This window comes from Cohnella sp. 56 (assembly GCF_037963805.1).
Classification (GTDB): Bacteria; Bacillota; Bacilli; order Paenibacillales; family Paenibacillaceae; genus Cohnella.
The window spans coordinates 106313-132512 of record NZ_JAZDQE010000006.1; the positions used below are offsets into that span (position 1 = coordinate 106313).

A 26200-nucleotide genomic window follows, 5' to 3' on the forward strand; every position below is an offset into this window, starting at 1 on the left:
GGCGGGGGAAAGGTGCGGGTTTAAAAAAATCCGGCCGGGACCGCCGCCGATTAGCGGAAATCCCGGCCGGACGCGCGGCATACGCGTTATTTATGCCTCGGCCTCCTGCGCCCTTGCTTCCTGTGCTGCTGACTCTCTGCGTTCTGTGCCCCTGCGCATGACCCAGCCTTGGGCGCGGCGGCGCTCCTCCCAGAAGCGGCGATAGATGCCGCCGCTCGCGAGCAGCTCGCGGTGCGTGCCGGACTGAACCGCCCTGCCGTCGTCGATCACGACGATATGGTCGGCGCGGCGGACGGTGTGCAGGCGGTGGGCGATGATGACGACCGTCCGGTCGCGGGCCAGCTCCTCGAACGCCTCCTGAATGTAGCGCTCATTGTCGGGATCGACACTGGCCGTCGCTTCGTCCAGCAAAATAATCGGCGCATCCTTGAGAATCGCCCGAGCGATCGAGATGCGCTGCCGCTGGCCGCCCGACAGCAGCCCCCCGCCTTCGCCGACCATCGTCTCGTAGCCGTCCGGCAGCTCCATAATGAATTCATGGCAGCGCGCCTTGCGGGCCGCATCCTCCACCTGCTCCATGCTCGCGCCCGGGTTGCCGTAGCGGATATTGTTCGCCACCGTGTCGTTGAACAGATACACGTCCTGGAACACAAAGGCGAGCTGCCGCATCAGCTCGTCGGAGCTCAAACTCCGCACATCCGCGCCGCCGATCGTCACCGCCCCCTGCTGCACGTCCCAGAAACGCGCGATCAGATGCAGCATCGTCGTCTTGCCACCGCCCGACGGTCCGACGAGCGCGGTCGTCCCCCGCTCCGGAATGACCAGGTTCAGACCGTTCAGCACGGGCTTGTCGTCATATGCGAAGGTGACGTCGCAAAACGCAATCTCGGCGCCCCGCTGCGGGCGGTCCGAAGCCGGCAGCACCGGCATATCGTCGGCCAAAATAATGTCGTTCATATGGTTCACCGTCGTCGCGAACATGCGCTTGAACATGGCATAATCCATGAGCGGCAGCGGCTCGTAAAAGCAGATCGCCAACACGAGAAACACCATGAAGCTCGCCGGCTCCAGCGTTCCTTGCCCGACGAATATCCCGCCGACGATCAGGACGAGCGCCAGACCTACCTCGAACGCGACATGATAGACGGCCGTGTACGGCGTCAGCTCCCGATTGATCGCGATGCTGGCGTCCCTGTAGCGGCGAATCGTCTCCTCATAGCTGCCCATCCGGCTGCCCGTCAGCCCGAACGAACGAATGACCGCGATGCCGCGGATATACTCCAAAATCCGGCTGTTGGCCGCCTGCCGCGCCGCGGACAGCTTCTGCATAATATCCTTCAGCTTGCGCTCGGCCAGCCAGGTCGAGACGATGCTAAGCGGAACCCCGACCAGCGAGACGAGCGCCAGGCGCCAGTCGATCCACAGCATCGCGATTAGAATCAGCGGCGGGATCACGCATGCCTTGATCAGACCGACCACAACGGCTGGCACGTAGATGTAGCTGCCCGCATCCGTCTTCACCCGGGATTCCAGCACGGAGGCGTCCTTTTGCAGGAAAAATCCGTACGGCACCTTGCGCAGCCGATCGCCCAAATATAGACGGATATGCGTCAGAAAATGACCGAACAGCGGAAAGCTCCATTTGTTCGTCAGAAAATAAAACACGCCCTGGCCCGCGAACATCAGCAGCATCCAGCCCACCGCGCGCCACGCCCCGTTCGTGCTGCCGGTCAGCAGCTCGTACAGGACGGCAACCACAGCGATAGAGCCAAGAGCGGTAAACGCATTCTCAAAAATGGAAAAGATGAGCGCACCCCGCAGCCGGCCGCCTCGCTCGTCTGCCAGCAGCAGCGACTGCCGCAGCTCCGACATCTCAGCCAGATGCCGGTGCGGATCGTCCGCCTCCGGCTGGCCGGCGCTCTGCCCGCCCGATGCCGCCGCATTCGCCGCAGCCGCGGCCGCAGGCGCGGCTGGCTGTCGCTCCGCCGTCCGCGCACTCATCTGCTGCTTAGACCGCTCCGCCGCGAGAGCCGTCGGCTCCTCCTCCAGATCCTCGGTGCCGGCCTCGTACGACTCCCACAGGCGGCGATACAATTCGCTGCCCGCCAGCAGCTCGCCGTGCGTGCCGACCGCCGCGACGCTTCCCTGGTCGATGACGGCAATCTGGTCCGCATGCACGATCGTGCCGAGCCGATGGGCGATCGCGACGATCGTCTTGGGCTCGCCGTCGACCGGGTGAAGCAGTCCCGCGATCGCATCCTGAATGCGGGCTTCGTTCTCCGGATCGACCAATGCCGTCGCCTCGTCGAGTACGATGATCGGGGCGTCCTTCAGAATCGCCCGCACGAGACTGATCCGCTGCCGCTGACCGCCGCTGAGCGTCATCCCGCCTTCGCCGACCGGCGTCCGATAGCCCTGGGGCAGCTCCTCGATGAACGCATGGCAGCCGGCCCGCCGCGCCGCGGCCATCACCTCTTCGTCCGTAGCGCCGGGCTTGCCGAACCGGATATTGTCCATGATCGTTCCCTGGAACAAGTACGCGTCCTGGAACACAAACGATACGAGCGACATCAGCTGCTCCTCGCCCATCTCGCGCACATCGACGCCGCCGATCGTTACGCTGCCGCTGTCGACATCCCAGAACCGGGGCAGCAGTCGGGCGATCGTCGTTTTCCCCGCGCCCGACGGACCTACCAGCGCAGTCATCGTGCCGGCGGGAATGTGAAGCGATACATCGCTGAGCACGACCTGCTTGTCATAGGCAAAGGTCACATGCTGCAGCCGGATATCCGTGCCCTGCGGCGTTTGCAGCCGATCCGCCGTCTGCATGCCCTTTTCCTCCAGCAGCTTGCTCACATTTTTGAGCGCTGCGGCCAGCCGGAAAGCCGTCATGCCGCTCGACCGGAGCAGCTTGAACAACGCCGCCCCCACGCCGAGCGACATCAGAACGAAGAAGATCAGTACTGGAACCTCAAGCTGCCCCCGCGCCGCCAGCCACAGGCCGGACGGGACCACGATCAGCAGCGCCGTCCGCGAGAGCAGCACCGCAATCGTCTTGGCCGGCATGCTCTTGCCCTCGATATGGGAGGAGGTCTCCGAAAAACGGCGCACCGCCTGCGCATAAGAATCGAACGCCGACTCGGTGCGGGAAAAGGCGCGAATCACCTTCATGCCGTACACATATGTAAGAATCGCGCTGCTGACGGCCGCTCCCGCCTGACCGTAGCCGGCCTGCAGCGGCTTCAGAAAGGTCATCACCAGCGAATAGCCGCCGACCGTGACGCCGATGAAGGCCAGCACGGCCAGCCCCATCCGCCAATCCATCGCAAACATGATGGCGAAGGACAGAAGCGGCAGCGCGGTGCTGGTCGTCAGGTCCGGCAGCAGATGGGCGATGCCCTCCTCCAGCTGCTCTACGTCCTCGTTCAGCGTATGCTTGAGCTTGCCGCTGTCCGTCCGATCGAAGTAGCCGAGCGGCAGCCGCGCCAGCTTGTCCGCGAGCGCCATCCGCACCTCGTACACCACATCATAAGCGACGCGATGCGTCCAATTCGTCGACAGCGCCGTCAGCAGCCCTTTGAACGCGATCGCGCACAGGGCCGCCCCGGCCAGCGTCAGCAATTGTGTGCGATCGCCGAGCAGACTGCCGTCGGACAGCCCCTGACAGATGCGATAAATGACCCAATAGGGGATCAGCCCCATGAGCGTCGCCACGACGCCCGTCGCGATCGAGCCGGCCAACGCCGCCTTGCGCTTGAGCAAAAATGGTTTTAAACGAGACATCGGAGAAGGCGGCTTAAGCGGCTTCCCCTTCTTGGCCTTGGGCGCCGCATCTCGCTTGGACTGCGCTTGAGGTTCCGTAAGGATCACTTCCTCAGTTTAATAATAATGATAATCGTTATCAATTGTAGCAAGAAGCTCGCTATAACTCAATGCTCATTTGGCCGCCGATCGCATCCGACCGGTTTATATTTTCCGAATCATTATGGGCGAGGAGAAAAAGCCCCGTCAGAGCGACACGGTTCGTGTCCGGCTCCGACGGGGCGCTCCCCGTGCGATTCTGATGCGATTGTCCAGGGCGGTCGAGCTTGTCAAAAGATCATGCGTACACTAGCGGCTGTGCGCGCTCACCAGCCTACGCGGATGATCAGGCCCTTCGGATCGCCGACCTCCAGATATGCCGCCTGGCCGTTGACATCGTCGTACGCAAACCCGTAGGCGAGATGATCGATGCTGTGATCATGCCAGAACTTGGCGTAATAGTTGGCCGGTGCGGCATTGTAGTAGTTCGCTACATTGTTCCAGTTGCCGGTCGTATAGACATGTCTGTTGATCGCCGCGCAAGCGGAGGCGTCGGTCAGGCTGCCGTCGCAGCGCAAAATGTCCTGGGTGCTGTAGCCGGAGTAACCGGCGAAGTAGTTGGCATTGGCGCCCCCGACGGCGAACGAGCCGTGGATCGGCGCGACGATGCGGTAAGGCGCCTGCACAGTCGCGAGCGACTTGAACGCCGTTGGCACTTCGTTCTGGTACTTGGCGAACAAGCCGGACCGCGTCTCCGACTCCAGCTCGCCGACCGTCCGGTCGAAGTTGCCCGCCTTGTTGACGAGCCGGTGCTGGACCGGGAAGCCGAAGCCGTCGACCCGGGTCGTATTGCCGTGATAACCCGTATTGTCGACCGTGAACTCGATGAAGTCGAAGTAAATGTTGCGGTTCGGATCGGACGGATTGTTAATATCGGGGCCCGCGAAGCCGTCGTTATAAGTCTTGATATAGCACGGCGTGCCGACGCACAGGAACATGCGGCCCGACGTGATCTTCGGCAGGTTGACCCAGCTCGCGGCGCTGACGGTATGGTAGATGTTCGCATAGTTCTGGCCGTTTTTGGTCAGATGCCCCGATGCGTCGTTAAGCGCGTTCGAGATCGGCAGCAGGTTGCCGTTCAGGTCGAGATAGCTCCAGGCGCCGTTGGCCGGGTTGATGCCGATGACGCCCCAGTAGATCTGGCTGTCGGCGTAGGCGCCGCCCGTGCCGTTCATCACCTTGAGCGACACGGAGCCGTTGTTCGGCGGCGTCGGAATCGAGGACGCTGGCACCGAGCCGATGCCCGAGCCCGAGCCGCCGCCACCGCCACTGCCGCCACCGCCGATCGTGTACGTATACGTCGCCGTATCGTAGGCCGGATTGCCGTTATTATAGGTGAAGAGATACTGAAGCGAATTGCCGGACGCCACGCCGGATACGGCTTGCTCATAGCGGGCGTTCGCCGAGCTGTAGGTCATCCGCAGATTTTGCTGGACGCCGCCGTTCAGCTTGTAATGCACGTCGACCCAGGTCGTGCCGACGTTGGACTTGAACCAGATGGTCGCCGTCGAGCCGGAGACGGACACGCCCTGTGCAAAATCGGCGGCCGCGACCCGGGACGAAAACATCGGAAAGCTGATTGCCGCGAGCAGAGATAACAACAGCAACAACGTCTTCTTTCTAATCATTTGCATCTGCCTCCATTTGATTAGTGGCGTTCCGTTTGCCTGTTGCCCGGTACACAACGTACACTGCTACGACTTGGCCCGCATCCCGTTCATCAATCACCCCCTCTCATCGTCTTCACTGTGCCGTTCTGCCGCCCCATTTGCGCCCGTCCGCTCCTCCTCCTTCCATGCCCGCCCCGAACATCTGCCTGATCGAAGGGGATATCGTTAAAATGTAAAAAACGCGAGTTGCCCACGATTCCAGCAAATACGAAGGTTATGGCGATGGGACGAGACCCCGTCGATCATAGCTGCAAATAGGACCGTTTGCAGTTATCGGACGAACCTGAGCCGCCGGGGAGGCGAAAAGCCTGCACGCTGACCACGCTTGCAGGCTTCTCGTTCACTCGGCTCGAAACGCCGCGTCCGGCCCTAGTCCAGGCGCGCCGGGAGGGCGCCGCCCGTCCATTCGCGGCTGCGGTCCAGCCGTCCGCCGGGGACGACCAGCAGCACCGCCGGCTCGCGCGCGTCGATGATCTCGCCGCTCAGCAGCGCCTCGCCGCGCGCCGCGAAGGCCTGCTCCGCCTCATGCGGCCGCTCCAGCCGCAGATTGTGGCTCACCATGCGGCAGTCCGCGCCTCCGGCGAAGCCGCCGAGCCCCCGGATATGCCACCGCAGCCCGCTCCCGTCCGCTTCGCAGCTCACGGTCACGTCATCGTCCGCTCCCTTTTCTCCGGCAGCAGCCTCTCCCGCAGGTCCATACAGATCGCACATCAGCCACAGCCAGCGCGACGACGGATGCACCCACACTTCCTTGTAGTTGTAGCAATTCTGCATCGGCCAATAGGGGACGTCCGCCTCCCGCTTGGTCTGGATGCCGACCGGCAGCGAGCCGCACAAGTCGCCCGACATCGCCGTATACTGCGGCGTGAAGTCGTAGCCCTCGCCGTACATCAGGCTCTGGGCGAACGGATTGCGCCCGACCGTCCACTCCAGCTGGCGGACGGCCAGCTCGCGCAGCGTGTCGTCCCGCCGCAGCGCGGCCGCGGCGGATACGGCCTTCGCCTGGGACAGGCCCGTGCCGGTGTTGCCGCGCATCGCGTACCAGACCGGGAACCGCCGCACATAGTAGCGGTCCGACAGCCGCACGCCCTGCAGCACCTGCTCGCGGTACGCCGGATCGTCCGACGCCGCCAGATCGTAGATGCCCGCAGGCAGCATATCGTAGGGCGCGGTGTACGCGGCCAGCCGCTTCATGTACGCCGAATGCAGCACGATCGCCGCATACCACCGTCCTGCATCCGCATGATCCGGGCATACGCGCAGCAGCGCGCCGAGCGCGACGACCGGCGCCTGCTCGTGGCCGCGATGAGGGAAGTGCAGCAGCGCGCGCCGGGCCGGACTCGTGTAGAAAAATCCGTTCAGCGGCGTATCCCAATCGTCCGGCAGCGTCGTCTGCTGACAAGCGAGCACATAAGCGGCAAGCTCTGCCGCGCGCTCGAGATAAGCCTGCTCGCCGGTCGCCTCGTACAGCTCGACTGCGGCTCCGACGCCTGCGGCGGCCGCGATCAGCGGCGGCTGCCACTCGGACATCTCATCCGCCTCCCGGTCGAATGCCGCCCGCGCGAACGCCCAGTCCTCGCGGGCAGCCGTCAGCGCGCGCGCCGCCAGGATCGGGTCGGCGTCGCGATAGCTGCGCGCGGCCAGCGCCTCCGCCTGCGCGGCGGCGAAGTTGGAGAGCGGATCGTCGCCCGCCTCGCACACCTCGTCGTCGGCCGTGCCCAGGATGCCGTCCGTCCACAGATCCATCGTCGCCCAGGTCGTGCGATAGCCGTCTCCGAACCGGGTCTTGAGCATCCACTGCAGCCCCCAGCGCGCTTCCTCGCGCAGCCGCTCGACCAGCGCCGCATCTGCCTCGGCGGCAATCCCGGCACCGCTCCCCGCCAACGCGGCGGCCAGCGACAGCATCGCATACACCGCCTCGGCCGTGTTGACGAGACCCTGCGACAGGTCGCCGGCGTCGTGCCAGCCGCCGTTGATGACGATCTGCCGGTCGCCGTGCCGGCACAGGAAGTCCCGGTGGCAGACGTCGTGCACGCCCGGCACCTCCATGCCGCAGCGGAGGCCGTAAAAGAAGTTCAGCGTCTTCCAGATCGACGCCTCCCACACACGCGGCCCGATCTCGAACGCCCCGGACGTCAGCTCGCCGAGCCGGACGACATAGCGGCCGGGCGCCGCGAGCGCCGTAAAGTCGAGCAGCTCGTAGCCGCCCTCGCCGAGCGGCGAGTCGGCGCGCCGCACGTCGCCCTCGTACGCGACCGCGCCGCCGTCCGCCGCGAGCACCGCGAAGCGCGCCGCGCCCGTGCCGCACGCGACCGCCGTCTTGACGGCGTCCGGCGCGTAGCCGCTATGGCTGAAGGCGATGCTGCCCGGCGCGACCGCCCAGCCCTCGCTGTAGTCGGCGTCGACCTCCTGCAGCTCAAGCCCGGAGATGTCGTACCGCACCCGGCGCGCCGCGCCGTCGTCGCTGCCCTGCAGCCGGTAGACGAACTCGACGCCCGTCACGCGGTCGCGGTCGAGATGTGCGATCTCCCAGACGACCTCGTTCCACGTATCCGGCTGGAGTTGGAAGTAATGGATGCCCTCCCGCAAATAGTCGTCCGGGACGGCGATCGCGCCTTCGTTGTGCAGGACGACCGACAACGAGATATGCCGGAAGCCCGGCAGCGTCGGATACACCCAGAAGCGCAGCCGGTTGTACGCGCGCCAGTCCTCGCCGGGAAACAGCCGCTTGACGGCGGCCTTGCCGTGCGGTCGGCCCGGCGCCTCGGTCTGGTACGACTTGTCGGATGTCGTCGGGGACTCGAGCCGCACGGAGCGGCAGCCGGGCCGCCCCCGCTCGGCGGTGAAGCTCATCTGCGCCTGCTCGACCGCCTCCCACACGGACTCGTCGTGCATGCGATCGAGCGCGAGCGACCGCAGCACCGGCTTGCGCTGCCACCGCCAGGCGGCGGCGTCCTGTTCGCGGATCGGCATCGGAAATGCCCGGGCCCGCGCCGCCTCCATCGCGCCGCCGTTGCCGCCAGCATCATTAGTACCGTTAGCGCCGTCCGCAGTCCCGCCCGCCGCCGCCGCTTCTTGAATCGGCATCGTCAGCCCCCCTTTTTACCATTAAACATGTTAGAACTTGACCGAGCCAGCCAGCGCACCGCTGACCAGATAGCGTTGGATGAACACGTACAGCAGGATGAGCGGCGCCGTGATGATGATGATGCCGCAGGCGAGCAGCGGCCAGTTGTTCAGATACTGCCCGAAGAAGGCGTACAGGCCGCGCGTGATCGGCTGGTACTTGGTGTCGGACAGGTAGATCGTCGGACCGATGATGTCGTTCCAGACCCCGATCGCCGTCAGCATGACGCCGGTCGCCATGACGGGCTTCACGAGCGGGATCAGGATGCGGAATATAAAGCGCAGGTAGCCGCAGCCGTCCATCGCAGCCGCCTCGTCCAGCTCCCGCGACACGGACTTGATGTAGCCGACGAACATGAGGAAGGCGATGCCGGTGCCGCCGGTGCGCAGCAGAATGTAGCCCCACTGCGTATTGTAGAGGCCAAGCTCGCTGGCCAGCCAGAACTGGGGCACGAGCGGGCTCGGCAGGAACAGCGACATCGTGAAGAACAGATAGATCAGATTGGAAAACCGCACGTAGCGGCGGGCAATCGGGTAGGCGGCGAACAGCGACAGCAGGATCGAGGCTACGGTTGCCACGCTCGTATACAGCACGCTGTTCCAGATATAGCGCGAGAAGTCCCCTTTTTCCCAGGCGATACCGAAGTTGTTGAACCGCAGCTGCTCGAAGATGGCGTTGGGCGCCTTCAAGTATTCGATCTGCGTCTTCATCGACACGTTAAACAAATAGAACAGCGGCAGCACGTAGACGCACAGCGCGAGCAGCACGAGCACGTATCGCAGACTGACGGAAGCCCTGGATTCGGCCATTACAGATCGACCTCTCTTCTGCGCAGCAGGTACATGAATATGATTGTAAAAATAAACACGAACAGGAAAAGCACCATCGCGCCGGCCGAAGCCAGCCCGTAATCCGCCGTCGTATTGTTGGCGATCGCGTCTCGGTAGACGTCAAGCGCGAGCGTACGCGTATTGAAGCCGCCATTGGTGAGCACGTAGATGATGTCGAACGTCTGCAGCGCGCCGATAATGGACAGCAGCATATTCACAGTCAGCGAAGGAGCGATCATCGGAAATGTAATGTAGCGGAACGACTGCCAGGCGTTCGTGCCGTCGATATAGCCGGAATCGTACAGATCCTTCGGGATCGACTGCAGGCCTGCGAGGAAGATCGTCATCGAGTAGCCCATGTACATCCAGATTTGCACGAAAATAATCCAGTAAAAAGCCGCATCGTAGCTGGACAAAAAGCTGCTGCTCGTGCCGAACTGCTTGAACAGCGAGGTCATCGGGCCGCTCATCGGATTGAGCATCATGCGCCAGACGAGGCCGGTGACCGTGACGCCGAGCACGACCGGCAGGAAGAACGTGGCGCGGTAGAAGGCGTCTCCCTTCATCTTCCTGTTGATCAGCACCGCCATCAGCAGGCCCAGCGCGTTCTGAATCAGGACGACGAGGAAGGCGAACTTGAGCGAATTGCGGATCGAGCGCAGCCGCTCGGCCTGGTCGGAGGAGAACAGCAGCTTGTGATAGTTGTCGAAGCCGATGAAGTGCCAGTGCGTGCCGGGTATGCCGGTCGCGTTCGTAAAGGAGAAAAAGACGGTGGCCATCGACGGCCCGAACGCAAAAACGAGATACAGCAGCAGCGGCAGCAGAAGCAGCGCCAGCGGCATATGTCTCGAGAACCCTCTGCCAAACGGATACATATACAGTCACTCCCTGTACGGGTTGGTGTCGGACAATCGGAAACGGGGCTGATCCTGAAGGCTCAGACCCCGTTCCCCGGTTAGCTGGCTTGCTTGCTTGAGGCTGGATTACTTGGGCGCGGCTGCGTCCCATTCCTTTTGCGAGAGCTCTGCGAGTTCCTCCGGCGTCTTGATCTTGCCTGCCGGCGCGAGGAATTCGGCGTGAACGCTGGAGCCCGCCACATGCTCGCCCGCATTCGGACGGTTGATGAACAGTTGGTCCCAGGTCAGCTTGAACGATTGCAGGTAAGGCTTGAGCTCATTGATGAACGGATCGTCGACCTGCACGTCGGCATTCGGGAGGAAGCCCGAGGCCTTGACGAACTCGGCGTAGTTGTCCGGCTCGGACTGCATCTCCAGCCATTTGAGCGCCGCGTCCTTGTTCTTGGACTTCTCGAGGACCATCCAGGACATGTCGTACTTGCCGGCGAGCGAAGCGTTCTGCGCTGCGTCGTTGCTGCCCGGAATCGGGAAGTAGCCGAATTCGAGATTCGGGTCGGCGGACTTGATCGTCGGCGCGTTCCAGGTGCCGTCGGCGATCATCGCGACCTTGCCGCTCACGAACAGGCTCGGCAGCGAGCCGTAGTCGACGCCCATCGTGCCGTCTACCGCATTCTCCAGCAGGTACTGCGACTTCTTCAGAATCTCGATCTGCACCGGGTCCGTGAACTTGGTGGAGCCGTCCCACAGCCCCTTGATGAAGGCGGCCTGGTCCTGCTGGATCGAGGCGGACAGTCCTTGGACAGCCAGGTTGAACGGCCAGATGTCCTTGCCGGCGAAGCCGAGCGGCGCGATCTTCTTGGACTTCAGCGTATCGACGACCTTCGTGAATTCGTCCCATGTCGTCGGCACCTGCAGGCCGTTGTCCGCGAATATTTTTTTGTTGTAATAAAGGCCGGTGAACGATACTTTGCCCATGTTGATGCCGTATACTTTACCGTTGTAGGTGGTGGAGTTGGCGACGTCGGTCGGATTGTAGTTTTTGACGAATTCCTGGTCGGACAGGTCGGCGATCAGGCCGGCGTCGATCCACTGCTTCCAGGTCGGCGACTCGGCACCCTTGGCCCAGTCCTGCGGGATCGGCGCGAAGCCGCTCTTGAGCGCCAGCAGGTCGGTGTCGTTGGCGTTGATACGCGTCTGCTGCAGCTGATCGTAGGTCGCGTCGGACGGCACGGTCACATAGTCGACCTTGATGTTCGGATACTTCTCCATGAATTTCTTGTTGAATTCCTCGTAGTACTTGTTGACCGGCTCGTTGATCCAGTGAATGATCTTGAGCGTGACCTTGTCGCCCGACTTTCCCGTATCCTTGGATGCGGCTTGGGAGCTGGGCGCTCCGCCGTTGTCGCCGGATGCGCTTCCCGAGTTGTCGTTGTTGCCGCCGCAAGCGGCGAGCGCGGAGACGACGGCGAGGCTCAGGCCGAGCGTGGACAGCTTTTTAAGCATTTTCTTTTCCCCCAATCGGATGTTGGTGACCTCGCTTTCGACATTTACGAAAGCGATTTCGTAATTTCACCTTTATTATTTACCAGACATTTCTTTTTGTAAAGATATAAAATACATTTTTTGAATTATTTTATTAAAATAGAATTTTTATTATAGATATCGCTTAAAAATACAGTCTTTATTGACGTTTCTTCGTCGATCGTCCTTTACGGAAGGGAAAACATACAGTATATTTATTACAATTGTTCGCTGTTGATTCGAAAACGGTTTCGGACAGTGAACCTGAAGGGACCGATACGATGAACATTAAAACGATAGCCGCCATGGCCGGCGTATCGATCGCCACCGTCTCCAAAATCATCAACAATTACAGCGATGTCGGCGAGGAAACGCGGCGACGGGTGCTTAAAATTATGGAGGAAACCGGCTACAGGCCTTCCTCCTCCGCCAAAACGCTGGCGACCAAAAAATCGAGCCTCATCGGCGCCGTGTTTGCCGGCAAACTGAATTCGGACCTGAACCATCCGATTTTCGTCGAGGTCATTAACGCCTTTAAGAAGCAGATCGGACTGCTCGGCTACGACCTGCTTCTTTTCTCCAACGAAAACTTTTTCGAAGCGAAGGAAGATTATCTGGCCCGCTGCCGCCACTTCCAGGTGGACGGCTGCATCATCATCGCCGGCGACAATGTAGAGCCCAGCATCGCCGACCTGGACCAGAGCGATATCCCGTGCATCGGCATCGACATCGCGATGAGCGGCCGCAATTCGACCTACCTGATGTCCGACAATGCGAAAATTTCGGCCAAAGTGGTCGAGCATTTTTATATGCAGGGCCATAGAGAGATCGGACTGCTCGGCATCGACCGGCAATCCGGCGTCACGTCGATCCGCGAGACGGCCTTCGTCGAGTCGCTCAAATCGTTCGGTCTCGCGCTCAGACCCGAATGGCGGCTCCTGAGCGCCGACTACAGCATGGAGGGCGGCTACCGCGCCATGAAGGAGCTGATCGCCGCCGGCGGCCCGCTCCCGAGAGCATTGTTCGCGGTCACCGACCTGCTCGCCTTCGGCGCCATGCGGGCGTTGAAGGAGCACGGGCTGCGCATCCCGGAGGATATGGCGCTCGTCGGCTGCGACGATATCGACGCCTGCCTGTACTCCGATCCGCCGCTGACGACGGTGCGGCAGGATACCGAAAAGATGGGCCGGCTGGCCGCGCTCATGCTGTTCGACATGATCAACCACCAGATCGATCCGTCCGCAATCGTCGTCGAATCCGAACTGATGGTGCGCGGCTCCGGCTGAACGCCGCCGCGGCGGCGCATTGCTGCCGGGCTAGGGGGAGCCGCCCGGGCTGATGCCACCGCTCCCCGCCCGCCGACCGCACCCGACTACTCTACCGCCCCATCGACTGACCAATCGCTGACTGACAGATCACCGACTGGCCGATCACCGACTGGCCGATCACCGACTAACCGATCGCTGACTGACAGATCACCGACTGGCCGATCACCGACTGGCCGATCACCGACTGGCCGATCACCGTCTGACCGATCACCGTCTGACCGATCACCGACTGACCGATCACCGACTGGCCGATCACAGACTGGCCGATCACCGACTGGTCGATTACCGACTGGCCGCCAGCGCTCCACATTCCGGCTTTCCGACCGACCTCCCCACCTCCCGACTTTCAGACCGCTCGACCGCCCCACCGCAGCTGGCCTGACACCTGGCGTTCATCCGATAAATACGAATCCGAATCGTAAGTTAGCTTCAGCTTGGCGTTCATCCGATAACTGCGACCGGCAGTTAGCTTCAGCTTGACGCCCATCCCGATAACTGCGACCGGCAGTTAGCTTCAGCTTGACGCCCATCCCAATAACTGCAAATCGGCAGTTATTTTCCTCTCAGCCGCAGCGTTTGGCAGCGATAACTGCGATTATGCAGCTATTTCCGGGTATGCGCCGGATTGACACCGCTTTTTGACTAATTAACTGCACATTTGCAGCTATCGCTCCAAAAGTACGGCGTCCCGTGAGAATTAGCTGCATATTTGCAGGTACTGGGCTGCGAGTCTGCCGAATCCCGTTTGGCCGCACCCCCGAACCGCCGATCGCGGGCCGGGGGATTTTGGCTTGCCGGGCGACAGCGCCGATTACTGATGTTCGGTCAATACGATATCGTCCAGCGTGATGCTGTGACTGCCCTCATGGTTGCCGCCCATCTGCAGCACCAGCTTGCCGTTCTGCACCGTATCCGGCCCCATCGTGAATTCATAGGTGAACGTCTTGTAGTCGCTATCTTTGACCAACGTCTCCGACTTGGTGTCCATATACTTGACGTTGTAGTCCTCTCCGTTCTCTACCGAGATCAGCATCTCCTTGCCGATGGTAGACTTGGCTTGGAACGACAGCGTATATGTCTTGCCCGCCTCGAGCAGCAGGTTGTCCTGGTACACCTGCGTGCCCCATATCTCGAAGCCGTCGTAGTGGCCCCAAGCGACCTGCAGCGCGCCGTTCACGACCGAGATGGCAGCGTCTGCATCCCCCTTGGCGAACAAGGCCCAGTTGTCCGTGCCGCTGTCGAAGCTGCCGTTCAGCAGCGGGTGCCCCGTCAGCGGCGGCACCTCCTTGACGGAGATGTTGTCCAGCGTCAGCGTATGGGCGCCGTCCGGCGTCGTAGCGCCGTCAGCGGTGACGTTGCCGATCAGATAGTTCAGCTTGAGCGGCGCTGCCGTCCCTACGGTGAAGCGGGCCGTATACGTCTGCTTGGCGTTCGTCAGATGAAAAGACTGCTGGGACGACGCTGCCGTCGTATTCGAGAATTCGACCGTGATCGGACGATTCACTGTGGAGGAGGCTTCGAAGCTCAGCTCATACGTCTTGCCTGCCTCCATCGGGATGCCTTCCTGGAACAGCTGGACGGCCCAGTTCGGATCGCCCTTCGATGCGATCGCGACGATGCCGGTCCCATCCTGCGCCGACAGCGCAGCGCTGCCCCCGACGCCGATACTGTCGCCTGTCCATAGCACCCAGTTGTCCGTACCCGATGCGAAGTCCCCGTTCACGACGAGGTTGCCGTCATCGCTCAGAATCAGCTGGACGATGACGCTGTCGGCATAGCCGGCCGCGACGACCTTGATGGTGTAGCCGCCCGCCGCCGGGAAGCTGCTGCCGGCCAGCGTCAGCAGTCCGGCCGTCAGCGTATACCGGTCCGGCGTCAGCGCCTGGCCGCCCACCGAGACGGACGACACGGCCGCGCGCCATTGCGGATCGTCCGCGAAGGCCAGCTCGATCGTCTGCCCTGCCTTGTTGCCGGTCGTATCTTTGCGCAGCTGCGGCGGCGCTGCGACCGGCGCGTCCTTGACCTCCAGCTTGATATTGGACAGCCATACGTCATGAGGCGCCAGACGGGCGTCTCCGTCATGGATGAGCCCGAGCAAAAACTTGAGTCCGACGCCGTCCGCCTTGTTCGACGTAAACTCGAACGAATACGACTTCTTCTCCGTCCCCAGGTCGACGGTCTGGTCGAGCTGGCGCGGTCCGCTGTTTTCCACGACGACCTCCATCGGCCGGGCGACCGAAGCGCGGGCGTCGAAGCTGACCCGGTAGGTCACGTTCGGCTTGACCGGGATATCCTTCTGGAACAGCAGCGCATTCCACGGCCGTCCGCCCTGATTGCCGATGGCCAGCTTCACCGCATCGCCGTCGACGGATGCCGAGATGGCGCCCGCGCCGGCGGAGCCCGCCTGGTCGTCGTTGCCCGACGTCTCCCAATAGGCGAGTCCATCGCCGAAGCTGCCGTTGCGCAGTGGATAAAATACCGTATCCGGGTCATAGTACACGCTCGTGCGCACCAGCTTCACATTGTCGATCCGCAGCGCGTCCGCCTGGCCGCCCAGCTTGAAGACGATCTGGCCTTCGGCGTCGGACGGGCCGCTCAGATGCTCGAACGTGGCGCTCACTTGCTGCTCGGTCGCGCCGAGCTGCACGGTCTGCACGGCGATCTCCGTGCCGTCCTTGCGATACAATCCGACCTGAATGTCCCTGGCCTGCGTCGCCTTGGCATCGAAGGTGAGACGATAGTCGTTGTCCGCCAGCAGGAACAATCCCTTTTGCACCAGCTTCACATCGCCGGGCGCGCTTCCCCCGTTCGTGATGTCCAGGTTCAACCGGCGCTCGGATACCGGGTTCGACGGCACGGATGCGGTCGCCGCGGCGCCGCCGGACGTGAGGAGATGCCAGTAGCTCAACCGGTTCGGCTCGCCCCGGTCGAATGTGCCGTTGTAAATATGATTGCCGTCACCCTGCGGCTGTCTGGCCGAATCGTGATCGAACGGAATGCCGTCGATCTCGACCAGCTTGACATTGCCGAACCATACCGGCTTCGCGTCCGTTCCCATATTGAACTCGATCCGCGCGGCCGTGTCCGAATCTTCCTTCATCTGGAACAACAGTTCATACGGCTGAAGGCCGTCGCCGAGGCTCACGTTCAGCGAGGGCGAATAGGTCACGAACCCTCTCAACTCGCCTCCGGTCAGGCGCACCGTCATGTTGCGGGACGTGTCCGTCTTCGCGTCGAACGTCAGCTTGTAGTAGCGGCCTTTGGCAAGCGAGACGATCGCCTGCGGCTGAATCGAGTAGAAGTTGCCGCCTGCGTTGCCGATCGTCACATGCGCGTAGTTGTTGCCGCCGATCTGCTCGATGGCGACCGAGCCAATCGCGCCCGGATCCTTGTACAGCGCCCAGTGCGCCGTGCCGGCCACGCCCATGCCTGCATCACCGCTCACATCCTGCGTGAAGTCCGCATTGTAGACGAGATCCCCGTCCGGATCTTGCGGCAGTTTCGAGCCCGGCAGGTAATCTTCCTTCGGATAAGTCGGAGGCACGGCCTCGGGATACTTATCCTTGGCGTAGACGCGGACGTATTCGACCTCCATCTGACTCGGGAATACGGTGTCCGCGGCCGGATCTCCATCGAAGTTGCCGCCTACGGCCAGATTCAGGAGCATATGGAACGGCTGGTCGAACGGCGCCGGATAGGAATAGTTGTCGCTCTGGCCGTCTCCCTTGCTGTACCAGTCCTTCTTGGTGGAGAGCAGCTGTCCGTCTACGTACCAGCGCAGCGCGCCTGGCTCCCATTCAAGCGCATAGGTGTGAAAATCGTCGATCGTGCCGCCGTTCGGCAGATTGTAGCTGCTGCTCGAATAGACGTTGTTCGGCCAGGTCGAGCCGTAATGGATCGTGCCCGCGACCGTGTTGGGCTTGCTGCCCCAGCCCTCCATGATGTCGATCTCTCCGGAGGCGGCCCATATGCCGTACGCGCTGTTCTCCGGCATCATCCAGAACGCCGGCCACAGCCCCTTGCCCGTCGGCGACTTGATTCTCGCCTCGAACTTGCCGTACGTCTGGCTGAACAGCCCCTGCGTCTTGAGGCGTGCGGACGTATAGGACTTGCCGCCGTACTGCTCCTTGCGGGCGGTCACAATCAGCTTGCCGTCCTGCAGCTTCGCATTCTCTGTACGCTCGGTGTAGTACTCCAGCTCGTTGTTGCCCCAGCCGGGATTGCCAACCGACTCGCCGTTCGTCGTATCGAACGTCCACTTGCTCCGATCGATCTGGCTCTCGTCAAACTCGTCGTTCCAGACGAGCTGCCAGTCCGCCTCGCCCGGATCGTCCGGCTTCTGCGTCGGCGTGGCCGTTGGCGTCGAAGTTGGCGTTGACGTCGGGGTGGATGTCGGCGTCGGGGTCGGCGTACCCGCCGGCGATGTCACGCTGCCGCCGCTCGCCTTGTTGACGAGCGAGCCCGACCGGTCGTCGACGGAGCCGATTCTGCCCGGGCCCGTCACCGAGGACGACTTGGCGTCCGATCCGACCTTCAGCTTGTCGATGACTGCGCCGCTCGCCAATTCGATATCCGCGTCGCTATCGACGCTCAGCTCGGCGATATGCCCGGACACGATCAGCTTGACCTTGCCCGCGCCCGCCGCAGCGGACACCGTGGCGACCTGCTTGAAGTCGCCCGTCAGATGAACCTCGCCGGCGCCAGCCGCGACCTCGATCGGCCCGATATTCGGCGCCGCTTGCCCGTCCGCCTCCAGCGCGCCGCCCGTCTCGAACTTGACGGACGCTATTTTCGTTTTGCCTGTCGCATGCAGTCTGACCTTGCCGCCCGCTTTGTTCACGACAACCTCCGACAGCGTCGTATCCGCCAGCTCGATGCTATGCTCGCCGCCGCCGCGCACATAAGCCGTGCCGCCGACAGCGCTGTCAGCCAGCTTGACTTCGCCTTCGCCGATTCCTTCTGTCAAATAAAGATTGCCTGCGATATGCGCCGCCTCGAGCTCGGCGCCGGCTGCGGCGACGACGGCATTGCCGCCGACAGAGCCCGGCTTGCCGACGCCCGCCTTGCCGGATCGCCAGGCCACGAGACGATCCAGGAGCGTCGCCGCCTCCGCGCGCGTGATCGTTCGGCCGGTGCCGAAGCTGCCGTCCGGCCGTCCCTTCAGATAGCCGCCCGCCGTCAGAGCGGACACGGCAGCCGCGGTCTCGGCGTCCAGGCCGGCGAGATCGGTCCACGGCGCGGCGGCCGCCGGCTTCGCCAGCGCGAACAGCCTGCCCAGCGCGAGCGCGGCCTCTTCCCTGGCGATCGGCCGGCTCGCCTCGGCCCGTGAGCCGCTGCCAGCTGTCAAATATCCGGCGGCGATCGCCGCCGAGATTTCTCTGGCGGCCCAGGCTGCCGGGGCATCGGCGAAGGCGATATCGGCGCCGGCGCTCAGGCCGAACATCCGGTTGACGAACGCCGCGAATTCGGCGCGCGTCATCGGCCGGTTCGGCTGCATCGTGCCGTCGGGATACCCCTGCAGCATCCCCTCCCGCTGCCATCTCGCCAGCGGCGCGTCCGCCCAGTGCGCTGCGGACTGCTCGGTGACGGCTGCGACGCCGGCTAACGGCTGGGCCGCCGCTCCCATCGGACCAAGCAGCAGGGCTGCGGACAAAACTGCGGTTGCGGCTGTATTTCCCCATTTGAACTTCGACATACTTAGCCTCCTTTTTGTAATCGCTTACAGCTTGGGTAGAGAAAAATGTCCTACGTGGGACATTTTTCGACAAAGGGGAATCTGCGCTGATGAAAGGCGAAGAAATTCCGTTTTGACCCCCGTGGGACATTTTCAAGTAAAATATAGCTCCGCCGTTTGCCGTTTGTCAATGCCCAATCTGTCGATCGCCGCGAGCGGGCCGGGCAGGCGCGCAGGATTGACGTTCCGTCAAGCTGGCGACGAACTGCTCCGGAGCCGGGGGCTCTCGTTCTTCGACGAGGGCGACGAGACAGTCGGCGACATGCACGGCCATGTCCACGCGCGGCACCTTCATCGTCGTGAGCGGCGGGTATGTATATTGCGAGACGAGCAGATCGTCGAAGCCGACGACGGATATGTCGTCCGGCACGGACACACCCCGGCCCGACAGCGCCTTGAGCGCGCCGTAAGCCATCAGGTCGTTGGAGCATAGCAGCGCCTTCGGCAGATCGCCCGCGGCCAGCCACCGCTCCACCGCGCGGACGCCGTCCTCCTCCGTGAACTGCCCGTAGCAAATACGCGACTCCGCCGGCTCGATCCCCCGTTCGCGCAGCGCTTCGGTATACCCCTTCAGCCGCTCCTGGGCGGTGAAGTTGTTCATGTCGCCCGTCAGAATCCCGATATCGCGATGACCGAGCTCGAGCAAATAACGCGCGGCATCGCGCGCGCTGCGGCGATTGTCCAGATGCGGAATAGGCACCTCGGGCGCATGATAAAAGCCTTCGTCGAACAGGCCGACCTTGAAGCCCGCCACCGCCATCCGATCGATGACCGGACGCAGGTCCGACCAGCTCACGATAAAGCCGCCGTCGATGCTCTTCTGCCTGTACATGCTGAACAGCGACTCGATATCCGACAGATCGAGCACCGACACGAGCGTCGTGTAGCCCAGCTCCGCGCAGCGGCTAATAATCGCGCCGATGATCGGGCCGTAGAACAGGTCGTCCGTATGCAGCGTGTACAGCGGCTTGTCCTGCACGATAAACAGCCCCATCGTATTCGCCTTGCGTGAAGACAACTGCCGGGCGGCCGAATTGGGCTCGTAGTGATGCTCCTGCATGACGCGCAGCACCTTGTCCCTCGTCGCCGGCTTCACGCTGGCGGCGTTGTTGAGCACGCGCTGCACTGTCTTTCTCGACACACCCGCCAACCTGGCGATATCGTAGCTGTCCATTTTTCTCATCAACATCCCGCTGTTCATATTTTGACCTAAACCGAGTCTAGCCGAACCGCCCGCGACCGGTCAATAGAGCGGCCGCCGCGCCGCTGTCTGTCCCGCTCCAGCCGCAGCTTGCCGTATTGTCAATAAAAAAAACCGGGCGCGCCGATGGCGCCGCCCAGCTGCAGTGTCCGACCGCCGGCGGTGACGGACAGCCCGATTAACCGACGATCGCGCCCACGATGTCCGCCAGCACCCGCTCGTTGCAGATCAGACCCGAGTACTGCCAGATGCCGGACTCGACCTCCAGCACATGGCCTTGCTTCACGGCGGGCAGCCCCTTCCATAACGAATTGCTCTCCAGCGCGGAGGCCTGGTAACGCTCCGTCTTGATTACGAACAAGTAGTCCGCGTCCAGCTCCGGCAATTTTTCCATCGACAGCGTATTCCATTCGTCCTTGTCGGGCGTCAGGCTGTGCGGCTTCACGCCCAGCTCGTCGAACAGCATCCGGCCGCCCTGTATATGCCCCATCGTGTAGAACTCTTTCTCCGACAGCACGATCACGGCCGCCGTGCCGTCCCCCACTGCCTCGCGCAGCTGCCCCTTCGCCTGCTCCACCTGCCGATCGTACGCCTCCAGCCGGTCTGCCGCCGCCTGCTCCCGTCCGAGCAATCCGGCCATGGTGAGCAGCGTCTCCCGCCAGCTCTTGGTCAGATTGTCGACGACGAAGGTCGGCGCGATCTTGGCGTATTGCTCATAGGCGCCGTCACCGGCCATCCCCTTGCCTAGAACGATGAGATCGGGCGACAGCTCGACCAGCTTCTCCAGCGGCAGTCCGCCCCCGGTCGTGTCGATGATCTCCGCTCCCGCCAGCTCGTCCTTCAAGTAATTCTGCTCGACGTTGCCGTACAGCACTTGAGCGACCGGCTTGAGGCCCAGTACCGCCAACGGATCCTCGAGGTATGGCGCGACGATGCGCTGCGGATGGGCGGGCACCACGACCTGGTGGCCGGCGTCGTCGACGACCGTCTTCGGCTTCGCTTCCTGCGGGTCGGCTTCAGCTCCGCTTGCAGCTGCCGGCGGAGACTGCGACTGGGATTGGGACTGCGTCGGCGCGGCGCTCCCCTCGGCGTTGTCTCTGCCGCCTGCGCAGGCGCTCAATAGCGCGGCGAACAGGACCGTGAATAAAATACAAATGGTGAGAGAGCGGATACGTTGCATAATGCCTATGGTCACTCCATTCAAAAATAAGGTTGATCGATTCCCGTTCGTTCGCTGCAGCGACGGATAATGAGAATCATTATCACTTAATAAAAGAATATCAACCTTTGCCCGCACTGTACATGCAACTTTCCGACAGACCTACCTGGACGATTCTGACAGGCTGCGCACGATCTGCTGCAGCTGGGCTTCCGTAGATACCGGATCGCAGCCGTAGAACAGACCGCCGTCGAATTCATAAACGCGCCCGTCCTGGACGGCCCGGAGCGCTGACCATTCCTCGCTGCGCTTGAGCAGACTGGCCGTCCGCCGGCTCGCCTTGTCCTCGTGCACGATCAGGAACAGCAGGTCGGCGTCGTATTCTCCAAGCTGCTCCAAGCCGATATGCAAATAACCTGTCCCTGCCATGACCCGCTCCCTCACATTGCGCGGCGCCGCTAGGCCGAACGAACGATACAGAATATGGCCGGCTCTGCCGTACGTATCGCCGTACACCATCAGCTCGTCCGACCAGATCTCCAGTATGAGCACCGTCTCGCGGCGGTCGACCTGCCGGGCGATGCGCACCTTGGCGGACTCGATCCGGGCATCATATCTGTCCAGCCAGTCTCTGGCATTGGCGGCTTCGCCCGCCAGCTCCGCGACGGCCGCGAACTGTTCCCGCCAGTCCATGCTGTCGAACGGGATGGCGATCGTCGGCGCGATGCCGCGCAGACGATCCATCTGCGCCTCGTCGAACTGCATGTCGTGGCAGAGGATGATGTCCGGGCGCGGCTGTTCCTTCAACTGTCCAATATCGCATGTATCCCAGTAAAAGGGCTTGAGCGCACCCTGCCGCAGCGCCCCGTCATAGCGCCGGCTGAGCCAGGGCGTCATGCTGCCTACGGGCGGCACATGGCCGACGGCGAGCAAGCCGGCCGTATAGATGCTTGCCAGCGAGAAGATCGATTTGGGCTTTTTCCGGTAGATGGCCGGCGCGGTTCCGACGATCTGCTTGAACTTGCGGCTGAAGTAGAATTCGTCCTTGTACCCGACATGTCTGGCGATCTCAAGCAGGCTGTCCTTGGTGGTCAGCAGCCGCTCATGGGCTTTGGCGATGCGGATATTCGCGATAAAGTCCACATAGCCGCTACCGGTCGTCTTGCGGAACAAGCGGGTGAAGTGATCGGGATGGACGCCGGCCATGGCGGCCAGCTTGCCTCTCGGCAGTTCGTCGGCGTAGTGCTCGCGCGCATAAGCGACGACATCCTCCATCCGCGCGGCGGGTTCGCAACCTGCGCCAGCGCCGGGGCGGGGGACCACCAGGTGCAGCAGCTCGTAGAACAGGGACTGCACCTGGAAAAAGACATGTGCGGCGCCTCCGCGAAGTGCGGCATCGAGCGCGCGGACAAGCCGCGACACCTTGCCCGGATGGACAAGCGTCAGCTCGCGCACGCCCCACGACGCCGTCGGATCGCCGTCGCTCCCGGCCGGCCCCGCCTCGCTTGAAGGCAGGCGGATAATATCAAAGGAGATCCGGTACAGGCATACCGGCTGCCCTGGCGCCGGATGAAGCTTGAGCTCGTCGCCGGGTCGGCACCAATACAGCTTCATTGGTCCGAACGACGAGCCATAGCGGCCGATCGCGATCCGGCCGCTGCCCTCCGCTATGAATATGAGCGCATGCCGCTCTGCGCGCGGCGGCAAGCGCAGCTCGGGACCGCCCGCCATGCGGACGAGTCCAGTCAGATGATAACCGAATGAACTCACGTCTCTACCTCCGCGACGCCAGGCACGAATATACGTTGCCGTGCGCCTGCCATGATGTTGCGTCGCACTCGCCGCATGCGTCCCGTCTCAGACGCCGAATTGCGCCCGGTGCAGGCGGCTGTAGACGCCTCCGGCGGCGACCAGCTCCTGATGCCGCCCCTGCTCGGCGATGCCCCGATCGGTGACGACAACGATCCGGTCCGCCTCCTTGATCGTCGCGAGCCGATGCGCGATGACGAGCGTCGTGCGGCCTGCCGACAGCTCGGCCAGCGACTGCTGGATCGCGAGCTCCGTCTCCGTATCCAGCGCCGAGGTCGCCTCGTCCAGTATCAGAATCGGCGGATTTTTCAGGAACATGCGGGCAATCGCGAGCCGCTGCTTCTGGCCGCCGGACAGCTTCACGCCGCGCTCGCCGACGACGGTGTCCAGCCCGTGCTCCTGCGCGCGGATGAAGTCGTCCAGCCGCGCCCGGCGTGCGGCCTCCCATACCTCCGTCTCGCTCGCTTCGAGCTTGCCGTACAGGATGTTCTCGCGGATCGTACCCGCGAACAGAAATACGTCCTGCTGCACGATGCCGATCTGCCTGCGCAGCGATTCCTGCTTCAGGCTGCGGATGTCCGCGCCGTCGATGCGGATCGCGCCGCCCTCCACCTCGTAGAACCTCGGCAGCAGGCTGCACAGCGTCGTCTTGCCGGCGCCAGACGGGCCGACGAAGGCGATCGTCTCTCCTTTGCGGATGACGAGGTCGACCCGGTTCAGCACCTTCTTCTCTCCTTCGTAGCCGAAGGTGACATGGTCGTAGCGGATCTCCCGTTCGAACGGCTTCATCTCGATCGCATCCGGCGCATCCTCCACATCCGGATTCGTATCGAGCAGCTCCGTGTACCGCTTGAATCCGGCGAAGCCCTGCGGGTAGCTTTCGACGATGGCGTTGATCTTCTCGATCGGTCGGAAGAACACGTTCGTCAGCAGCAGGAAGCCGATAAACTCGCCGTAGGAGAGCCGGCCACGGATGACGAACCAGGTGCCACATACCATGACGAACACCGTCACGAACCGCATCATCATGAAGCTGATCGAGCCGTTGCGGGCGATCAGCTTGTAGGAGGCGAGCTTCGTCGCGCGGAAGCGCCCGTTGTTGTCCGCAAACCGCGCATCCTCGTACGACTCGTTGGAGAACGCCTTGACGACCCGGATGCCGCCCACGCTGTCCTCGATGCGCGCGTTGAAGTCGCCGATATCGCCGAACAGGCGGTGGATCGCCTGCGTCATTTTCTGATTGAAATAAACGACGACCCACACGATTCCCGGCACGACAATGAACGTCAGCACCGCGAGCTGCCAATTGATCGACAGCATCAGCGCGAACGAGCCGGCAAGCGTCATCACGGCGATGAACAGATCCTCGGGACCGTGATGGGCCACCTCGCCGATCATGTTCATGTCGTTCGTCAGGCGCCCGATCAGGTGGCCGGTCTTCGTATTGTCGAAGTAGCGGAACGACAGCTTCTGAATATGCGAGAACAGCTTGCGGCGCATGTCCGTCTCGATATTGATGCCGAGCATATGGCCCCAGTAGTTGACGATATACATCAGCACGGCGCTCAGCGCATACAGCGCGACCAGGCCGATCGAGGCCCACACGATCAGGTTCCACTTGCTGCCCGGCAGCAGATCGTCGACGAAGGCGTTGACGGCCATCGGGAAGGCTAGCTCCAGCAGCCCGGCCACGATCGCGCAGCCGAAGTCGAGCAGGAACAACGACCTGTAAGGCCGGTAATAGGCAAAAAATCTGTAGATCAAAGCCTTGCCAGCTCCTTTCCTGTTATTGAAAACGATTCTCATTATCGAATAGTTTAAACGACCTTCTCCTTTTTTTCCATAGATAAATGTTGCGTCGGCGCTTGTACTTTTTTGATCGGGAACGGTGCCGGCCAACACAGCAATCCACGAGAAACGCCGCCCGGAACGTTATGTTAAAATGGTAGCAAAAGGAGGCTACCGAAATGAATGACGTTAACCTCGACAGCTCCGCTCCCCGCATCGTCCCGCATTTGTGGTTCGACAAAGAGGCCGGGGAGGCCGCACAGTTTTACACCTCCGTGTTCCCGGAATCGGACATCACCAGCAGGGTGACGCTGGGCGATACGCCTTCGGGCGACTCCGAGATCGTCTCGTTCACGATCTGGGGCAGGCCGTTCATGGCGATCTCTGCGGGCCCGCTGTTCAAGTTCAACCCTGCCATCTCGTTCATGGTCAACTTCGATCCGTCGCGCGAGAGCCGCGCGCGGGAACAGCTGGACGAGGTCTGGGACAAGCTCTCCGAAGGCGGCGTCCCGCTCATGCCGCTGGGCGAATATCCGTTCAGCGCGCGCTTCGGCTGGATCAGGGACAAGTACGGCGTGACGTGGCAGCTCATGCTGACCAATCCGGAAGGAGAGCCCAGGCCGACGATCATCCCTGCTCTGATGTTCACCGGGGAAAATGCAGGCAGAGCGGAGGAGGCGCGCGCGTTGTACTTGTCCGTATTCGAGCGTTCGCGTCCGGGCCAGCTGCAGCGCTACGGTCCCGGCATGGCGCCGGACCGGGAGGGCACGGTCATGTTCAGCGATTTTATGGCGGAGAACACCTGGCTGACCGCGATGGATAGCGCGCACAATCACGGCTTCACCTTTAACGAGGCGATCTCCCTGCTCGTCCGCTGCGAGACGCAGGCACAGATCGACCGCTATTGGGAACAGCTGTCCGTCGTCCCCGAGGCCGAGCAATGCGGCTGGCTGAAGGACAAGTTCGGAGTCTCGTGGCAGATTGCCCCCGCCGTGATGGACGAGATGCTGGCGGGCGGTACGCCCGAGCAGATCGAGCGGGTGACGGCGGCGTTCATGAAGATGAAAAAGTTCGATATCGCGAAGCTGGAGCAGGCGTATCGGGGTTAAAACTCCAAGGAAGATCATACACCCCAAACAAAAAAATCTCCTTTCCCGATTTTCCAAGGGAAGGAGATTTTTTTGTCGTCCGTACACTTCGGCCTCGCACCGCGCGATGCCGGGCCCGCTGTCCCGCACCGCCCCCGTACTGCCGCACACCGTCTCGCGCAAATCTAAACATTTTGGGTGCCGATCGAAGGATCGCGGGGGTGGCG

The 26200-nt window shown here is 62.4% G+C and carries 14 protein-coding genes; 2 read left to right on the forward strand and 12 right to left on the reverse strand.

Annotation, left to right across the window (positions count from 1 at the left end):
- Positions 1-90: 90 nt before the first annotated feature.
- The 6 genes from VQ071_RS12980 to VQ071_RS13005 all read right to left on the reverse strand — a co-directional run bounded on the left by VQ071_RS12980 (position 91) and on the right by VQ071_RS13005 (position 11848).
- Positions 91-3783, reverse strand: a complete 3693-nt coding sequence (locus tag VQ071_RS12980) for an ABC transporter ATP-binding protein (protein WP_340514431.1) — start codon at positions 3781-3783, stop codon at positions 91-93.
- A gap of 344 nt (positions 3784-4127) precedes the next feature.
- Positions 4128-5489, reverse strand: a complete 1362-nt coding sequence (locus VQ071_RS12985) for a glycoside hydrolase family 64 protein (protein ID WP_340514432.1) — start codon at positions 5487-5489, stop codon at positions 4128-4130.
- Between the two features lie 411 nt (positions 5490-5900).
- On the reverse strand, positions 5901-8618 hold the full coding sequence (locus VQ071_RS12990; RefSeq protein ID WP_340514433.1) for a glycoside hydrolase family 9 protein: 2718 nt from the start codon (positions 8616-8618) through the stop codon (positions 5901-5903).
- A 30-nt stretch (positions 8619-8648) separates the two neighbouring features.
- Positions 8649-9467 (reverse strand): carbohydrate ABC transporter permease, encoded by an 819-nt coding sequence (locus VQ071_RS12995; protein ID WP_340514434.1) that lies wholly within the window; start codon positions 9465-9467, stop codon positions 8649-8651.
- Positions 9467-10363 (reverse strand): carbohydrate ABC transporter permease, encoded by an 897-nt coding sequence (locus VQ071_RS13000; RefSeq protein ID WP_340514435.1) that lies wholly within the window; start codon positions 10361-10363, stop codon positions 9467-9469. The genes VQ071_RS12995 and VQ071_RS13000 overlap by 1 nt, the downstream gene beginning before the upstream one ends.
- A 108-nt stretch (positions 10364-10471) precedes the next feature.
- Complete coding sequence (locus VQ071_RS13005; protein WP_340514436.1) at positions 10472-11848, reverse strand: ABC transporter substrate-binding protein; 1377 nt, start codon at positions 11846-11848, stop codon at positions 10472-10474.
- Between the two features lie 299 nt (positions 11849-12147).
- Between VQ071_RS13005 and VQ071_RS13010 the strand changes: the two genes are divergently transcribed.
- Complete coding sequence (locus VQ071_RS13010) at positions 12148-13152, forward strand: LacI family DNA-binding transcriptional regulator (RefSeq protein ID WP_340514437.1); 1005 nt, start codon at positions 12148-12150, stop codon at positions 13150-13152.
- 166 nt (positions 13153-13318) lie between these two features.
- On the opposite strand, the gene VQ071_RS13015 is transcribed toward VQ071_RS13010, so the two are convergent.
- The 6 genes from VQ071_RS13015 to VQ071_RS13040 all read right to left on the reverse strand — a co-directional run bounded on the left by VQ071_RS13015 (position 13319) and on the right by VQ071_RS13040 (position 24861).
- Entirely contained in the window at positions 13319-13504 is a 186-nt protein-coding gene (locus VQ071_RS13015) for a hypothetical protein (protein WP_340514438.1), read from the reverse strand.
- A gap of 501 nt (positions 13505-14005) precedes the next feature.
- Positions 14006-18889 (reverse strand): carbohydrate binding domain-containing protein, encoded by a 4884-nt coding sequence (locus VQ071_RS13020; RefSeq protein WP_340514439.1) that lies wholly within the window; start codon positions 18887-18889, stop codon positions 14006-14008.
- A gap of 166 nt (positions 18890-19055) precedes the next feature.
- Entirely contained in the window at positions 19056-20111 is a 1056-nt protein-coding gene (locus VQ071_RS13025; RefSeq protein ID WP_340514440.1) for a LacI family DNA-binding transcriptional regulator, read from the reverse strand.
- Positions 20112-20307: 196 nt separating this feature from the next.
- Entirely contained in the window at positions 20308-21309 is a 1002-nt protein-coding gene (locus tag VQ071_RS13030; protein ID WP_340514441.1) for an ABC transporter substrate-binding protein, read from the reverse strand.
- 141 nt (positions 21310-21450) lie between these two features.
- Positions 21451-23058, reverse strand: coding sequence for an AraC family transcriptional regulator (locus tag VQ071_RS13035; RefSeq protein WP_340514442.1), 1608 nt, complete (start codon positions 23056-23058; stop codon positions 21451-21453).
- 87 nt (positions 23059-23145) lie between these two features.
- On the reverse strand, positions 23146-24861 hold the full coding sequence (locus tag VQ071_RS13040) for an ABC transporter ATP-binding protein (RefSeq protein ID WP_340514443.1): 1716 nt from the start codon (positions 24859-24861) through the stop codon (positions 23146-23148).
- A 203-nt stretch (positions 24862-25064) separates the two neighbouring features.
- Between VQ071_RS13040 and VQ071_RS13045 the strand changes: the two genes are divergently transcribed.
- Complete coding sequence (locus tag VQ071_RS13045) at positions 25065-25994, forward strand: VOC family protein (protein WP_340514444.1); 930 nt, start codon at positions 25065-25067, stop codon at positions 25992-25994.
- Positions 25995-26200: the final 206 nt, after the last annotated feature.

Bases quoted from the DNA above. Each gene is read 5' to 3' on its own strand.
- VQ071_RS12980 (WP_340514431.1), bottom strand. From the start codon at position 3,783: ATGTCTCGTTTAAAACCATTTTTGCTCAAGCGCAAGGCGGCGTTGGCC.
- VQ071_RS13030 (WP_340514441.1), bottom strand. From the start codon at position 21,309: ATGCAACGTATCCGCTCTCTCACCATTTGTATTTTATTCACGGTCCTG.
- VQ071_RS13045 (WP_340514444.1), top strand. From the start codon at position 25,065: ATGAATGACGTTAACCTCGACAGCTCCGCTCCCCGCATCGTCCCGCAT.
- VQ071_RS12995 (WP_340514434.1), bottom strand. From the start codon at position 9,467: ATGGCCGAATCCAGGGCTTCCGTCAGTCTGCGATACGTGCTCGTGCTG.
- VQ071_RS13005 (WP_340514436.1), bottom strand. From the start codon at position 11,848: ATGCTTAAAAAGCTGTCCACGCTCGGCCTGAGCCTCGCCGTCGTCTCC.
- VQ071_RS13015 (WP_340514438.1), bottom strand. From the start codon at position 13,504: ATGTGGAGCGCTGGCGGCCAGTCGGTAATCGACCAGTCGGTGATCGGC.
- VQ071_RS12985 (WP_340514432.1), bottom strand. From the start codon at position 5,489: ATGATTAGAAAGAAGACGTTGTTGCTGTTGTTATCTCTGCTCGCGGCA.
- VQ071_RS13010 (WP_340514437.1), top strand. From the start codon at position 12,148: ATGAACATTAAAACGATAGCCGCCATGGCCGGCGTATCGATCGCCACC.
- VQ071_RS13025 (WP_340514440.1), bottom strand. From the start codon at position 20,111: ATGAGAAAAATGGACAGCTACGATATCGCCAGGTTGGCGGGTGTGTCG.
- VQ071_RS13020 (WP_340514439.1), bottom strand. From the start codon at position 18,889: ATGTCGAAGTTCAAATGGGGAAATACAGCCGCAACCGCAGTTTTGTCC.
- VQ071_RS13000 (WP_340514435.1), bottom strand. From the start codon at position 10,363: ATGTATCCGTTTGGCAGAGGGTTCTCGAGACATATGCCGCTGGCGCTG.
- VQ071_RS12990 (WP_340514433.1), bottom strand. From the start codon at position 8,618: ATGCCGATTCAAGAAGCGGCGGCGGCGGGCGGGACTGCGGACGGCGCT.